The organism is Methylomonas sp. 2F7 (genome assembly GCF_057126975.1).
Genome location: NZ_CP195203.1, coordinates 4273585 through 4289137 on the forward strand (window position 1 = coordinate 4273585; position 15553 = coordinate 4289137).

The following is a 15553-nucleotide window of genomic DNA, read 5'->3' on the forward strand; positions in this document are numbered from 1 at the left end:
CTCCTCAATTACGGTGTTTTTGTAAAAATTCCACGAAACGTGGATAGATGTCCTGGGCGGCATTCTTGCCCATGATCACATCGGCATGACCGTAATCGGGGAACAGATGCAGTTCATGGCGGCCCGGCACGATTTGTTCCAGACGTTGGTGGCAGACGATATTGGAATTGCGGAACAAAGCATTATCCTGGCCGGCGACGAACAGACACGGCGTGTCGATCTCGGCGGCATGTTGGAAATAATTGTCCGGCAAACTGCGGTAGCGCGGTTCGTTAGGCTGATATTTCACGGCGGTGTTATTGGCGTTGACCATTTTCAACACATGCCGGTAGTAATTGACACTACAGCCGCCAAACAAATCGCCGCAGCGGCGATGCGTCACATCGTGCAGATTTTCGTGTTTGTACAACACCGGAAAACCCCAGCCCCACATAAAACTGAGCATGTGACATTCCGGCGAGTCGCACTCTTTGTGAAAAGCCGAAATCGCCGTCGCCAGCAATTTACCTGCCCCCCAACCCGGTTCCCGCCGCCAGTAAGGGTTCAGATAATCCACACCCAAAATATAATCGGCGGCCAGCGGCCCCAGATACAGCTTGACCTTGGCTGGCATTGGCACGCACGGTGTCAGCGCCACGCCGTTGGCAATCAAGCTGCGCACGCCGGTGACGGCTTTGCCGAACAAACCCATCGTAAACGCCAAAGCGCCAAAGCAGTGGCTGATGACATGGATGCGAGCAGACGGCCCGACCGCCGCGCGCACGGTGGCAATGGCCGCCGGCATGTCATAGAGTGCAAGATCGTCGACATTGTAATTATGCCGGTGCAGATTGTAGGAATAACGGTTGCTGATGCGTCCATCGAGTGTCCACACGTCGCTGAAACCATGGTCCAGCAGATAGCTGGTCAGATTGTAATGTTCCGGCATGATGAACATATCGCTGGCGGCAGTCAGGCCCGGCACCAGAACCACCACGTCGTCGCACGTTGCGCGTTTGAAACGCAACAAGCTGAGACCTAAGCGATCAGCCGTAGTGAACGCATGCGTGCTGATTTCGGCATCCTTGACACCCTCGGTGGTGTATAGCGGAATTTCCCGTTCGAAACCTCCCATTTTTGGCGTCATGGAAGGTTTGTAAACATCCCACAACGCGCCTAAAAAGAAACCGCCAAAGCGTTCCACCGCGTGCAAGCGGTCTTTTAAGGTCTCGCCGCTGGCCCGTATCGTCGTCAATTGCTTGGCAAAGTCCATCACTTCGATATACAGCAAGCCGGTGGCGTAGACCTTGGCTTTGGCTTCCTTATCGGCCTCCACGTGGCCTTTGAATAAGTTGGTGAACAGGGTGGTGGTGTCTGCCCACAAATCAGGGCCGACGTTGTTTTGAATTTGCTTTCTGCCGCTTAAGGTCAAGGCCTGGCCGTTGGCGTCGGTGAAAAACAGGCGATAGAGCATTTGTTTACGGTCGGCATCGGCGCTATCGACGAACAAATTGAACACGCCTTTATCGACAGTACGGCGACCGCCGATCAAATCGCCTTCCACATAGCCGATGGCCGCCGACTCGTGGGCGTCGGATTCTAAAAAAGTATCCAAATCGTCGCTTTGGATGGTCAGATGAAACATGAAGTAATGGTTGTCCTCTTTGCCTTGCTTGTAACCGTCTTCGAAAGCGGTTTGGCCCAGGCTGAGATAGCCTTTCATTTCTTCGGTGAATTCGAACGAGGTTTGGTTGCTAGTTGTCATGTCAGTAGTCCTGTGAATTGGGTTTACACGCCCAGGCTGGCATCGGGTTTGATGCCGGTGATACCTTCAGCAATCCATTCCGCTGTTGCGGAAATGGTGGCCACCGGGTTGGCGCCGACTGCGCTCGGTAAGATCGAGCCGTCTACCACATATAAGCCTTGGTAACCGAAGGCTTGGCCGCGCTGCTCGGGATGGCCACTGACTACCCCTTTATTCGGCGAGTCGGCCAGGATACAGCCGCCCAAAGGGTGTACGGTCACGTTATGGCGAATCGGTAACTCCCAGGTCGGCAACGGGAAAAACCAATTGGATTTGACAAATTTCTTGAAGCGCTCGCCTGCGGCGAGAATGGCTTGGTACAAGCTCATGCTGGTGTCTTGCGGCCAATCCAGATCGATACGGTCTGACTTATTGAGTGTCAGTGTGCCGTCGCCGTTATCCAGGCCCATGCACAGCATCACTACGGATTTTGAAGACAAATCGTCCTTTAATATCTCGTGCAGCGAGAACCCCAAAGTGCCGTTCCACACGCCGTTGCTCAGGTATTTTTTCAGCCATTCGATCAGGGCTTTCGCGGCGCGGACCAGCTTGCGCAAGGTGCTGGTCGGGAATACGCCTTCGATATACCAGGCCAGTGAAGCCGGATAGGAGGCATCTTCCAATACAAAAGCCTGCTGTCTGTTGAAGCGGTCGAACAGGTTGTAATCGGTGTATTGGGTAATCACCGGTCCGTAGTTGGGATCGGCGTCTTTTTTGCCTTCGATCGCGAACGATAAAAAGTCGCCGTTGCCGGAGAACCAGCGTCCCAGTTGTTCGCTGAGTTTGGGTAGGCTGCGATGCACATCGCGGCAGCGCAGCAATAACTCGTTGCTGCCAAAGGTGCCTGCCGAAACCACCACGCGGCGGGTTTTCAAGCTTTCCAGTTTGCCCGTGACAAGATTTTGAAATTCCAACCGATAGCCGAATTCGCCGGTGGCGGATGTGTCGTCATCGCCATGTTGGTTGAGCGGGATGATTTTTTCGGCTTGGCAGTCGGTAAGTACCTGACCACCATGCTGGTGTTGGCCGGCGTAAATGTAATTCAGGTCCAGCGTGTTTTTTGAATGGGTGTTGCAACCTATATCGCATTCACCGCAATAGGTACACGAGGTTTGCGTGGCGCCGTAACGGTTTTTCTCTTGCAAACCGATAGGGATGGGTGTGTCTGAACCTTGGTAGTTGTAATCGTTACCAAAGAACACGCAAATGTCGGCCAATTTGCTGGTGCGGTTATCGTGAGCGGCAAACTCTTGAAAAAGTTCGGTACGGACGATTTTTCGGCGGTCGTCGGTTTGCCAGGATGGCACCGGGCGGGCACCCAAGACTTGTTTGGCTATTTTATAATAGGGGGCGAGGGTGGTTTTATCTAAGCCTGTCGGCCAGCCTTGCTCGAATACTTGTTCAGGTGGTTCCAGAAAGACGTTGGCGTAAATCAGCGAACCGCCGCCCAGGCCCGCCGAAATTACCGCATCCATTTTCTTGTAGTTACGGATGTCGAACAGGCCGCGCAGGTTTTTGTTTTGAATGTGACGCGGTCGCTCTACCGCGTCGCCTTCCACACTCCAGAAACTGTCGGAAATTTGCTTGGGTGAGCGGGCGAAAGAGCCCATCGGATAATGCCTACCGCGTTCCAGTAACAGCACCTTGGAGCCCCACTTTTGCGCCAGTCGGCAAAAGCTGATGGAGCCACCGAAGCCGCTACCGATGACTATCGCTTCGTAATCGAAGTTCTGATTAGCCATGTACACCTCCTCAAGAATGATTTTTTATTATTTTTGGTTCATTGTGCTGCCGGTAAAAAGTTAAAAAAAGCGGTGTTGCCAAGCTAAGCTTATCGCTAAAACCCTGTACAGAACAATGCCTTGCAGCGTCATGCGCCGACGCTGTTTCGGCAGTATAGCCTAGTTCGTGTCGTGATTCGATTAATGCGAAAAGCGTCGTCGCCAGTGGGGAGTAAGACGTTAAACATTCCGTGCTTCAGAGGCAGGCAGGCTATACTTGAGGCCATTTTTAGCGATAGGTGAGGAGCGATTATGAAGAAAATATCCGTCAAAAATCCGGTGGTGGAGATCGACGGGGATGAAATGACCCGCATCATCTGGCATTTCATCAAAGACCAATTGATTTTGCCTTACCTGGATCTGCAAATCGATTATTACGACTTAGGCATAGAGCAGCGCGATGCCACTGACGATCAGGTCACCATCGATGCCGCCCACGCTATCCAAAAGCATGGTGTGGGTATCAAGTGCGCCACCATCACTCCAGACGAAGCGCGGGTGGAAGAGTTTGGCCTGAAAAAAATGTACAAATCGCCCAACGGTACGATTCGAAACATCCTCGACGGCACCGTGTTTCGCGAACCAATCATCTGCAAAAACGTACCGCGCCTGGTACCTAATTGGACTCAGCCAATCTGCATCGGCCGGCACGCATTCGGCGATCAATACCGCGCCACCGATTTCGTCACCAAAGGCAAAGGTAAATTAAAAATCAGTTTTACTCCGGACGACGGTAGCGCCGAACAATCTTTCGAGGTCTATCATTTCGAAGGCGACGGAGTGGCGTTGGCAATGTACAACACCGATGAATCCATCGCCGGTTTCGCCCGGAGTTGTTTCAACGTGGCGCTGGATAGAGGTTGGCCGCTGTATTTATCTACCAAAAATACCATCCTGAAAAAATACGACGGCCGCTTCAAAGACATCTTCGAAGAAATATACCAAGCCGAATATAAAGATTTATATGAAGCCAAAGGCATCGTCTACGAACACAAGTTGATAGACGATATGGTGGCATCGGCGTTGAAATGGAACGGCGCCTTTGTCTGGGCCTGCAAAAACTACGACGGCGATGTGCAATCCGACACCGTGGCGCAAGGCTTCGGTTCGCTGGGTTTGATGACATCTACCTTGGTAACACCGGACGGCAAAACGATGGAAGCCGAGGCCGCTCACGGCACAGTTACCCGCCATTACCGGATGCATCAGCAAGGCAAAAAAACCTCTACCAATCCAATCGCTTCGATCTTTGCCTGGACCCGTGGCTTGGCATTTCGCGGCAAGTTGGACGACAACGCCGAGTTGATCAATTTCTGCGAAACCTTGGAAAAAGTTTGTGTCGATACCGTCGAAGCCGGGCAAATGACCAAGGATTTGGCCTTGTGCATCTACGGCGACGATTTAAACGACTCGCATTACTTAACGACTGAGGATTTTCTGGAGGCCCTGCGCGTCAATCTGGAGCAAAGCCTTTCCGCGTGATGCGGTTTTTGCAATTCGCTGGGTATTAGCCGTAAGCCCAGCGAACTTTTAAGTTGTCTACTCGCTCACAGAACACTACGGAATCATTGCTACAATCCAGGCTAAGTTAATCACTCAGCCCATAGGTATACAGATCATGCGCTTATTATTGGTAGAAGACGATGCCATCCTCGGTGATGGTTTGAAAGCCGGCTTGACGCTGGAAGGTTATGCGGTGGATTGGTTGATCGACGGCGCGCAAGCCGACGAAGCACTGAAATTGAACCATTATGATCTGGTGGTGTTGGACCTGAACTTGCCGCGCATGGACGGTATGAGCGTGTTGAAAAACCTGCGCCGCCGTAAGGACAGTACCCCTGTTTTGGTATTGACCGCTCGCGAAGGCGTCGCCGAACGGGTGGCCGGATTGGATAATGGTGCCGACGATTTTGTCACCAAACCCTTCGACCTAGCGGAAATTTGCGCGCGCTTGCGGGCCTTGGCCCGGCGTCACGATGGTCATAACCTGCCCTTGGTCGAACATAAAGGCGTCACCATAGACCCCGCCGCGCATCAGGTGTATTTCAATGGCAAACCGGTTGATTTGGCACAAAAAGAATTTGAAGTACTTAGTTACCTAATGGGCCATATCGGCCAGGTTATTTCCCGGGCTCGCCTAGAAGAGTCACTTTACGCCTGGGGTTCGGAAGTGGAAAGTAATGCCGTGGAAGTGCATATCCATCATCTGCGCAAAAAGCTGGATACCAATCTGATCCGCACCATACGCGGGGTCGGTTACATCATCGACGAGAACTAATGGCCAAACGTTTTCGTCTGGCGCCACGCTCACTAAAAAAGCAGCTGCTGCTGTCGCTGCTAACCTCGCTGTTGCTGGTTTGGGGCGTTACCGCCTACATCAGTTACAAACAAACCCGCGACGAAATCACCGAACTATTCAACGCCGAATTAGCTCAGTCGGCACGCGTGGTACACGCCTTTGTCGAGAACATGGTCCGGCAACGGGCTCTGACCAAGCTCTGGGAGCGCGACAAAACTCCGGAGCTGTTCGACACGCCCATCCTCGGTCACAAGTACGAACGCAAGATTGCCTTTCAGCTACGTTCAGTGAAAGAGGGGCTGGTGTTGCGCTCGGAAAGCGCACCGGAATTTGCGCTGTCCTTGACGCGAAACGGCTACAGCGAAACCATGCTGGATGGGCAGCTATGGCATGTATTCAGTTTGAGTACCGAAAACGGCAATTATGTGATTCATGTTGGCCAGCGCGACGATATCCGCCGGGAATTGGTGGAAGGCATCGCCGGCCAGCAAGTGATCGGTTTTTTGATCGCATTGCCGATATTGGGCATGATGATCTGGTGGATCGTCAGTCGTACCTTGTCGCCGGTCAATCAGGTCAAGGAACAACTGGCCAGCCGCGCCGCCGGCTATCTGCAACCGCTGTCGGTTGATAGTTTGCCGGACGAAGTGTTGCCGGTGGTCACGCAAATCAATAGCTTGTTTGCGATGCTGGAACAGGCTTTTGCTAATGAGCGCAACTTTACCTCCGACGCCTCCCACGAACTGCGCACGCCATTGGCGGGTCTGTTGACACAAATTCAGGTGGCACAAAAAACCACCGATACGCAAATGCGCGACCAAGCCTTGCAAAAAGCCCAGCAAGCGGTATCGCGGATGACACATACCGTACAGCAATTGCTGACCTTGTCACGGGTGCAACATCAGCAGGCCGGGATTGCCAAGCAGGCAGTAGACGTGAACGAAGCCTTGATCGAAGTGATTTCCGACCTGGACCACGCCGCCCGTGACAAGCGTATCGATATAGAACTGCAAGGCGAACCAGGTCTGTTGATCGACGCCAATCCGCAGTTATTTCAAGTGTTGATACGCAACTTGATCGATAACGCCATTAAATATTCGCCGATTGAAGGACACATCAAAGTAGCTTGTCGCCGCGAAAAAAACCGCTTGCAGCTGACGGTAGACGACAGCGGCCCTGGTGTTGCCGATGACGATTATCAGCGCATCACCCAGCGTTTTTACCGTTGCGTGGAAACCGCCAATAGCGTTGAGGGCAGCGGCTTGGGGCTATCGATTGTGCAACGCATCGTGGCCTTGCATGCGGCAGAGATCGATTTTGCCAAGTCGGGGTTGGGTGGGTTGCAAGCGCGGTTACAAATGGATTTGGCGGGTTTTCCGTCTGTGAAGTAGGGCCTTTTCCACCGATCCGCTGATTCCCAAGCTCCAGCTTGGGAATCCAACGCTTGGAAGCTCTTGTTTCCGTTGGATTTGGGAAGTTGGGGGCTTGGAAACTAGGCGAACAGTGCGACTATACTTTTCAGGCGTTTTGGATTTTTCCAGCCACCTGCACAACATTGTGCTTATCCATCATCACTCCTCGGATCTTGATCATGCTTAATCGAATCATCCTAAACTGGGTTTATGGGGGCTTCATGGCCGGCCTGCTTTTGCTGTTGCTTGCGCCCTTGCTGACAGCAACATGGCCAACAGCATTGACGACAACATTTGTTCTGTTACCGATTTATATGCTGCATCAATACGAAGAACACGACCATGATCGTTTCCGTCTGTTCTTCAATGCGACGATAGGCAAAGGCAAGAATGTGCTCTCGCCAACTGCGGTATTCATCACCAATGTTCCCTGCGTTTGGGGCGTCATCACCCTGTCGTTGTATTTGGCGGCAGCAGACAACGTCGGCTGGGCGCTAATCGCGGTATATCTGGTGTTGGTCAATGCGCTAGTCCACGTCATCCATGCCTTCGTCTTTCGCGGCTACAATCCCGGATTGGGTACTGCGTTGGCGCTGTTCATCCCCTTTGGCGCATATGCCTGGCGGCAGGTGCAAATCGCGGGCGGAGGAACGCCGACATTTCATGCGATAGGCCTGGTAATGGCCATCGCGATCCACGCGGCTATTTTGCTGCATGTGCGGCGGCGGCTTTAGGCCGGACGAAGATACGGAATTTAGGGAAAACGAAATAGTATCGATATTCCGCACAACTCACCTGACTCTCAAGCTCTGGCTTCCCTCATTCCAGAAGCTGGAGCTTCCGAGGCGTGGGTTCCCCAAGCTGGAGCTTGGGAACCAGACTAACCAGACTACCAGACAATAAGCTGGAACTTGAGAATCGGGCTACTGGTCCCCCCTTAGAACGTCCTCCCAGGTGTATGACGTTTCGCCCCCCTTAAATCTACCGACCAGTAATCAACAATCCCCTGTTCTGCATTACCCTTTAAATATGGTCTAATCTGCGCCTTTTCCGTTAAGCACTTGTGACATTTATGCCGAATTTCAAGGCGAATTATTTAGGCTACGTTATGACAGCCGGCCTGGCTTTGTGTGGCTGTGTTGAGCAAGGCGCTGAGTCGGTTGCAACCATGCCATCACTAGGAGTCACTCCGATCCGCCCCATCGACCCACAAGCGCTGGCGATTCAAAACGTGATCAGTTTCGATGTCTATGTTGATCGGCAGACCTTGCATGCAGCCTTCGTCGCGATGCCAACCGGCAGCAAACAACCTTATATCGGCTATCTGCATTCCGAAGACGGCGGCCTGCATTGGTCGCAACCCAACGCTTTAAGCCCGCAATTTAACCAGCCTGTTGAGGCGAAAATCGGCAACGATATACAAATTGCCGCAGCCGGCGACAAATTGTTGATCGTCTGGCAAACTACCGGCGAATTGCCCGGCATGGGCCCACTATTGACGGCTTATTCCACTGATGCCGGCAAAACTTGGCAACAAGGCGCCAAGCCAACCGGCAGCGACGCGGACCAATCCCATCATGAACTGTTGGCAGACCAGGAAGGCCGCTTTCATGCGGTGTGGCTGGACGATAGAGACGAAAACGGTTACCAGGGCGTGCGCTATGCGCGCAGCAGCGACATCGGCAAAAGCTGGGAGTTGGCACAGACTATCGACGATTCCAGTTGCTCGTGTTGCTGGAACCGCCTGGCTATTGGCGCCGATGGCAGATTGAATGTGCTGTACCGGGATATGAAACCACGCGATATGGCGCTGGCACAAAGCACTGATGCGGGTGCCAGTTGGCAACGCTTGAGTACGGTAGGTGAGTTCAACTGGATTTTCGACGGCTGTCCGCATAATGGCGGCGGTTTGAGCGTGGCCGGCGACGGTTCATTGCATAGTTTGGTATGGACCGGCGCGGAAAACCAGGTGGGGTTGTATCATATGCAATCAGCGGACAGCGGCAAAAGCTGGACGCCGCCGCAACGGCTCGGCGATGCCGGCGCGCTTCATGAGGACATCGCGTTCGGGGCCGGGCGCTTAGTCGCGGTATGGGATGCGCTGGGGCCGGAAGGCTCTAAAGTGTTTGTCTCGGAATCCGTCGATAATGGCGAGCAGTGGTCGGCAAGCAAGTTGCTATCATCCGCCAACGCTTCGGCGACCTTCCCGCGCATCGTCGCCACGCCGACTGGTTTGCTGGCGATGTGGTTAGAGCAAACAGCGGCCGGCAAGCAATGGTCGGCGGCAGTTTTACAGTGATTTTTATAATTTAAGAGGTGGTCATGCCCAAGTTAGATATAACAAAAATAATAAAACCCGGCTTGTTGGCGCTCGCGTTATTCAGCCCGGTCTCGGCATTTGCGCACGCTATTCTGGTGAAATCGCAACCGGCCAAAGACGAAGTCGTCACAGAATCACCCAAGCAAATCGATCTGTGGTTTAACGACGCAGTGCGCAGCGAATACAAAGCCCTGGCCGTCATCGACAGCACCGGCAAGCGCGTGGATAACCACGATGTCGCGCAAAGCCTGACCAATGGTGCCAACATTTACGCGACGGTGCCGACACTAGCGCCCGGCACGTATACCATTCGCTACCGGGTAGTCTCAGAGGATACTCACATCGTCACCGGTAAGTTCGAGTTTACCGTCAAACCCTAGTCTGCATTCTTCCATCGGCTTAAATCTATGACTATTCAGCGACATCCCGCTCTTTTTATAGCCGGGCTTCTGGCCTGCGTCGTTTTACTGAGCGGCTGCGACAAACTCGGCTTCGGTACCAAACAATCCAATGCACTGGGCAACCGCCCGGACCTGGATTGCATCATCGCCAACGATTTTTACGCCGTGCATTTCAGTGCGTATTTGCAGCCGGATAAGAACGATAAAAATCCCGATCCTAAAGCCGCTTTCGTGCCGTTTTGTCAGAAAATCCCCAGAGCCGGCAAGATGTTTTTCACCGCCGATTTGATAGACCGCGATATTCGCGCCACGCCGATTGGCATTAAATTGGTGGAAGTGGAAAAAACCGGCCAGAAAGCCCCGGATGATGTGCGCGAAATTCGCACCGTCACTGAAATCCCTTCCAAGCTTTATCCAAAAGGCGCGGTAGAAGCGCAAGCCGATGTCGATAAAAACGGCGATTATGTGCTGTATCTATTGATCGGCGAAGCGATGGAAGACGATGATAAATTCCGCATTGCGCTGGAAGTGGGGGTTGACCCCAATGGCGCCGATTTACCACTAGTGGCAATTGGCGGCGGCGTCGTGGCCCTGGTGTTGCTGGTGCTGGGATTTTTGGTTTATCTGCACAAACGTAAAAAAGCTGCTCAAATCAATGGTAATGGGGAACAGCCCTAATGACGAGCGGATTGAAAATGCATAGGCTGTTTGCCGGCTGGCAATGCCTGCTGCTGGTTTGTTTGCTGCTGCAATCGGGCTGGGCAGCCGCGCACGATCCTGGTCTAAGTTCGATAGATGTGTCTGTCAAATCCGAGCAAGTCGTAGCTAAATTGACCTTTGCCCTGCAAGACATCGAAGCCTTTGCGCCGATGGACAGCGATCTGGATGCGGAGGTTAGCGCTGCCGAGCGTGAAGCCGCCAAGCCGGACATCGCCAAAATGCTGGCTGCGCAGTTGCGGGTCAATATTGATGGCGCTGATGTGCAAGCCGTGGCGCCAGGGACTGTCGTTTACGATGAACAGAACAATGCTCATGTCGAATTTATTTTTCAATCTGTGCCGCACCAACAGTTGCAGGTGCAATCCAAGTTATTGGCCTGGCTACCTGACGGGCATCAGCAGTATGTCACGGTACGCGACGCCGCCGGTAAAACACTGAGCGAGAAAATGCTAAGCAGGGCGGACGACCAGTTGCAATTGGTATTGTCCCCTGTGGATCAATCCGTGGCGCAAAACGATTCCCGATTTTCCGCGTTTGCGGATTTTTTGAAGCTGGGCATCGAGCACATCCTCACCGGTTACGACCACCTGTTATTCTTGTTTGCCTTGCTGGCCGTCACGCATAGTTTCTGGCCGGCAATCAAGATCGTCACCTTCTTTACCATCGCCCATTCCATCACCTTGGCGTTTGCAGGGCTTAATATCATCGAGTTACCCAGCAGCTTTGTCGAACCGGTAATCGCGCTGACCATCATTTACGTGGCGGTAGAAAACATTATACGTGGCGATCACCCGAAAGGCCGGCAGTGGCTGACCTTCGGCTTTGGTTTGATTCACGGCTTTGGTTTTGCGAGTGTGCTACGGGAAATGAACATTTCCAGCGGCGACTCCGGCATCTTGTTGCCCTTGCTGTCGTTTAACTTAGGCATAGAAACCGGCCAAATCGCAGTGGCGTCGGTGGTGTTGCCGATCATCTGGTGGCTAAACAACAAGCCGGCTTTTGCCGAGAAATTCTTGAAAGGTTGTTCGGCGATGGTGGCCTTGATGGGGGCTTATTGGCTGTTGGAGCGGACGGTTTTGTAAACCGCCCTTTGCTGGGTTGCCGAGCATGAGAAGAGACAAACACCCAGTTGACCCAGCATATTGGCGACTCCGGAACGTTTGAACATCCAAGGCCCTTGCCGTCTGCAAAGATGCCTGCCCAGCCCACTGTGACAGCGCAGGCGACGGGTTTCGCATTGCGCTACCCATCCTCGAAATTTGCCATCCCAGTCCCGTAGGCCGGGTAGCGCAACGCGAAATCCATCAATCAGGCCCTCGTTTTTCGTTAAATTGTAAACAATCCCGATCTAAAGCTGTGTTTATTCGCTATTTGCAATAGAATACAAACCATCCCCTTCTCAACAGCTAGCTCTCCGGAGAATTTGACATGACTGATAAAAAAGTGACGTTAAAACAGGAAGACCAAGACCGCGTAATCGAATTACCGGTCACACCCGGCACCATGGGTCCGTCCGTCATCGATATTCGTTCCTTGTACGCGCAGACCGGCCATTTTACTTACGATCCCGGTTTTACCTCCACCGCCAGCTGTACTTCAAAAATCACATTCATCGACGGCGACGCCGGCGTGCTGTTGTACCGGGGCTACCCCATCGAACAACTGGCGGAAAAATGCGATTTTCTGGAAGTCTGTTATCTGCTGCTGAACGGCGATCTGCCCAACGGCTCGGAAATGAAAGGCTTCGTCACTACCATTAGCCAACATGTGATGGTGCACGAACAGTTGATCAAATTTTACAGCGGCTTCCGCCGCGACGCGCATCCGATGGCGGTGCTGGTAGGCGTAGTCGGCGCGCTATCGGCGTTCTATCACGAAGTGATGGACATCACCTGCAAGGAAGACCGCTATATTTCAGCCATCCGTCTGATCGCGAAAATGCCGACCATGGTAGCGATGTGCTACAAATACAGCATCGGCATGCCGTTTATCTATCCCAAACGCAAACTGGGCTATGCGGAAAACTTCATGCGCATGATGCACGGCGACCCCGGCGAAGATTATCTGGCCAACCCGGTTTTGGTTAGAGCGCTGGATAGAATCCTGATCCTGCACGCCGACCACGAACAAAATGCGTCCACCTCCACCGTGCGCCTGGCCGGCTCCAGCGGCGCCAATCCATACGCGTGCGTGGCGGCTGGCATTGCCTGCCTTTGGGGCGCGGCGCATGGCGGCGCCAACGAGGCGGTGCTGAACATGCTGGAAGAAATCGGTGACGTGTCGAAAATCGGCGAATATGTCGCCAGAGCCAAAGACAAAAACGATCCATTCCGCTTAATGGGTTTTGGCCACCGGGTTTACAAAAACTACGACCCACGAGCCAAGTTAATGCGGCAAACCTGCCACGAAGTGTTGGACGAATTGAATCTGAACGACGACCGCCTGTTCAAACTGGCGATGGAACTGGAGCGCATTGCGCTGGAAGACCCGTACTTCGTGGAGAAAAAACTCTACCCCAACGTGGATTTCTATTCCGGCATCGTCCTGCGCGCTCTAGGCATCCCGACCGAAATGTTTACCGCCATCTTTGCTTTGGCCCGCTCGGTGGGCTGGATCGCGCAATGGGACGAAATGATCTCCGATCCCGAATTGAAAATCGGCCGGCCGCGGCAGTTATATAAAGGTGTGACGACTAGGGACGTGAAATCGATTTCTAATCGGTGATAAAACAAATAGTTAAGTCCCCTATCCTTCTGGACAACTGCACCTAACTTAAAGACGGGCAGCCCCTTCTCCCTCAGGGAGAAGGCTGGGATGAGGGGATCAATAAAGTTCTTTGCCTTATTTATTCTCCTCACCCCAACCCTCTCCAGCAGGAGAGGGGGCTTAACTAAACGGTATTAACTCTAGCTCTCTCCCTTAGTAAGGGGGATTTTTTGGAGGTTATTTAGCGCATTGGTTGATGACCTTCAAGAAGTAACCGCCGAGCGCTTCAACACTCTAATCTGCAAAAAATCCCAGGCAAAACGTAGTAGAAACACCGGGTTGGTGGAAAAATAACGCTTAACCAGCCGCCTATCCTTAGCCATCCGATAGCACCATTCCAACCCACTTTTTTGCATCCACAGCGGCGCCCGCTTGATGTGTCCGGAGTGAAAATCAAAAGCCGCGCCCACCCCCAATTGCACCGGCACATGCACTCTGTCCAGATGCGCCGCAATCCATTTTTCCTGCTTGGGCGCGCCTAAGCCCACCCAGAGAAAATCCGGCCTGGCGGCGTTGATCAAATCGACCAATTGTTGATCTTCTTCTGTGGACAAGGGCCGAAACGGCGGAGAATGCCAGCCCACAAGCTCTGCTTGCGGATAACGCTTGCGGATGTTGGCGACCAAATCCGCCAAGACCTCGTCTTTACCGCCGAGAAAAAAATGCCGCCAGCCCAACTGCTGCCCGTGATCCAGGCATTTCAACATCAAGTCCGGCCCGCAAACTCGGGTTTTAATCGGCGCTTGATGCACCAGCTTGGCGTACCAAACCAAAGGCAGGCCATCCATGGTGGACAAGGCGTTGTTGGAAATATCACGCAACTCATGATCGGTGAGACAGGCCACGGTGGTATGCACATTGGCGATACAGACCTGATGGGCTTGGCCGCTGGCGATCCACTCCTGAAATAGTTGTAACGTAAGCTCGTAATCCAGGATAGGGAAGCGTATTCCGAAAATATCTACTGACTTGATTGCTTGCATTCCGTGCTCCATCGGGCGGTTAATTGAAAAGTGATGTTTTTAATTTTGTCACCCCTAGCATCGCTATATTTGCCTCCGGAGTCAATTCAGAGCAGACCAATTCGACTAAATCAACGAGGTATCAATCAAGTACGCCTGTATTCCGCCTGCGGACAATGCCATTAACTTAAGTTGAACCATAATAGATCCCTCTCCCTATGGGAGAGGGCTAAGGTGAGGGGTAAATAATGATTTTAACCCCCGATCCCAACTTTCTCCTTTGTGGCTTGCTGATAAGAGATTTTTAAATTTTTAGCAGTCTCCTATAAGTTTAAGGAGCGCTGCCATAGCTAAAGCGTTCAGAAAACCAGCGCGGTCAAGGTGCACAATTAACCACCAGCTCATCACTATATTGACCAACCTCGGCGTCCTTCAAGATATAAACCGCTGTATAGCGGCGCAGTTCCGGCTTGCCGGCAACCAGTAAAGGCCGGTTATCGATATACGGCGGTATCGTATCCCTGGCTAAAAACACAAACTCCGCCTCCCCCTCGCGCTGACAATAGATATTGATACCGTCGCTCTTGGATTTAACAAAATTGAGAACCACCACGCCGCCCGTTTGATCTACACCGGTCAAAACCGGTTTAGCGTCGTTAAGCTTGGTGGTATCTTCCGAGCCTATAATGCCGAGCAAATTACCCAAAGCATCGGAATAAGCCGGATGCGCCTTGATGCGTCTGACTAGGGCTCTCACTCGGCTTTCGATATTATTGCGACTGGCAGTTTTAGCCGCCGTGGCATGCCTTGCTGCCGCAGAAGCGGCATTTACTTCGCTGATCTTGGTATGTAACTCCTGATTATCGCTATCGACACTAGCAATATCCTCGGCGGATAAACCAAATTCCGCCTGACGCGCGGCGAGATTGACCTTAAAACGATCATGCCAAATCAATAAATCGCTATCAGGGTGCGGAAAATAATCGGATTTAGCCATTTTGAATTCTCCATATTGTTATCAGAGGAAACCTCAAAAAATTAAGAAACCGCCTTCTCACTCTGGGGTATGTCGTAAAAAACGAAATAGTCCCTTCTCCCCAGTACCCGCA

The 15553-nt window shown here is 52.5% G+C and carries 13 protein-coding genes; 9 read left to right on the forward strand and 4 right to left on the reverse strand.

What is annotated here, in order from left to right; translation table 11 throughout:
- Nucleotides 1–4 precede the first annotated feature (4 nt).
- Nucleotides 5–1744, reverse strand: a complete 1740-nt coding sequence (locus ACR64Q_RS19275; protein WP_313732769.1) for an alpha/beta hydrolase family protein — start codon at nt 1742–1744, stop codon at nt 5–7.
- 23 nt (nt 1745–1767) lie between these two features.
- On the reverse strand, nt 1768–3525 hold the full coding sequence (locus tag ACR64Q_RS19280) for a GMC oxidoreductase (protein WP_313732770.1): 1758 nt from the start codon (nt 3523–3525) through the stop codon (nt 1768–1770).
- Nucleotides 3526–3816: 291 nt separating this feature from the next.
- Here ACR64Q_RS19280 and ACR64Q_RS19285 point away from each other — a divergent pair, with 291 nt between their 5' ends.
- From ACR64Q_RS19285 to gltA, 9 genes are all read left to right on the forward strand, one after another.
- Nucleotides 3817–5046 (forward strand): NADP-dependent isocitrate dehydrogenase, encoded by a 1230-nt coding sequence (locus ACR64Q_RS19285; protein WP_313732771.1) that lies wholly within the window; start codon nt 3817–3819, stop codon nt 5044–5046.
- A gap of 136 nt (nt 5047–5182) precedes the next feature.
- The gene (locus tag ACR64Q_RS19290) at nt 5183–5842 is read left to right on the forward strand and encodes a response regulator (RefSeq protein ID WP_313732773.1); all 660 of its coding nucleotides are present in this window, start codon (nt 5183–5185) and stop codon (nt 5840–5842) included.
- Nucleotides 5842–7254 carry an ATP-binding protein gene (locus ACR64Q_RS19295; RefSeq protein ID WP_026602511.1) on the forward strand — a complete coding sequence of 471 codons (1413 nt, stop codon included), beginning with the start codon at nt 5842–5844 and terminating at the stop codon, nt 7252–7254. Before ACR64Q_RS19290 ends, ACR64Q_RS19295 begins: the two co-directional genes overlap by 1 nt.
- 200 nt (nt 7255–7454) lie before the next feature.
- Nucleotides 7455–8009: an HXXEE domain-containing protein gene (locus ACR64Q_RS19300; RefSeq protein ID WP_483823396.1), complete on the forward strand. Its 555-nt coding sequence runs from the start codon at nt 7455–7457 to the stop codon at nt 8007–8009.
- A 434-nt stretch (nt 8010–8443) separates the two neighbouring features.
- Entirely contained in the window at nt 8444–9574 is a 1131-nt protein-coding gene (locus ACR64Q_RS19305) for a sialidase family protein (protein WP_483823397.1), read from the forward strand.
- 23 nt (nt 9575–9597) lie between these two features.
- Entirely contained in the window at nt 9598–9975 is a 378-nt protein-coding gene (locus ACR64Q_RS19310) for a copper resistance CopC family protein (RefSeq protein ID WP_020484346.1), read from the forward strand.
- Nucleotides 9976–10002: 27 nt separating this feature from the next.
- Nucleotides 10003–10674 carry a hypothetical protein gene (locus tag ACR64Q_RS19315; RefSeq protein WP_483823398.1) on the forward strand — a complete coding sequence of 224 codons (672 nt, stop codon included), beginning with the start codon at nt 10003–10005 and terminating at the stop codon, nt 10672–10674.
- Complete coding sequence (locus tag ACR64Q_RS19320; protein WP_483823399.1) at nt 10674–11798, forward strand: HupE/UreJ family protein; 1125 nt, start codon at nt 10674–10676, stop codon at nt 11796–11798. The genes ACR64Q_RS19315 and ACR64Q_RS19320 overlap by 1 nt, the downstream gene beginning before the upstream one ends.
- Before the next feature lie 346 nt (nt 11799–12144).
- A complete protein-coding gene (gltA, locus tag ACR64Q_RS19325; protein ID WP_026602517.1) occupies nt 12145–13440 on the forward strand; it encodes a citrate synthase in 1296 nt (431 codons plus the stop codon).
- A gap of 245 nt (nt 13441–13685) precedes the next feature.
- On the opposite strand, the gene ACR64Q_RS19330 is transcribed toward gltA, so the two are convergent.
- Entirely contained in the window at nt 13686–14465 is a 780-nt protein-coding gene (locus ACR64Q_RS19330; RefSeq protein ID WP_026602518.1) for a WecB/TagA/CpsF family glycosyltransferase, read from the reverse strand.
- Nucleotides 14466–14820: 355 nt separating this feature from the next.
- Complete coding sequence (locus ACR64Q_RS19335; RefSeq protein ID WP_033158191.1) at nt 14821–15441, reverse strand: hypothetical protein; 621 nt, start codon at nt 15439–15441, stop codon at nt 14821–14823.
- Nucleotides 15442–15553: the final 112 nt, after the last annotated feature.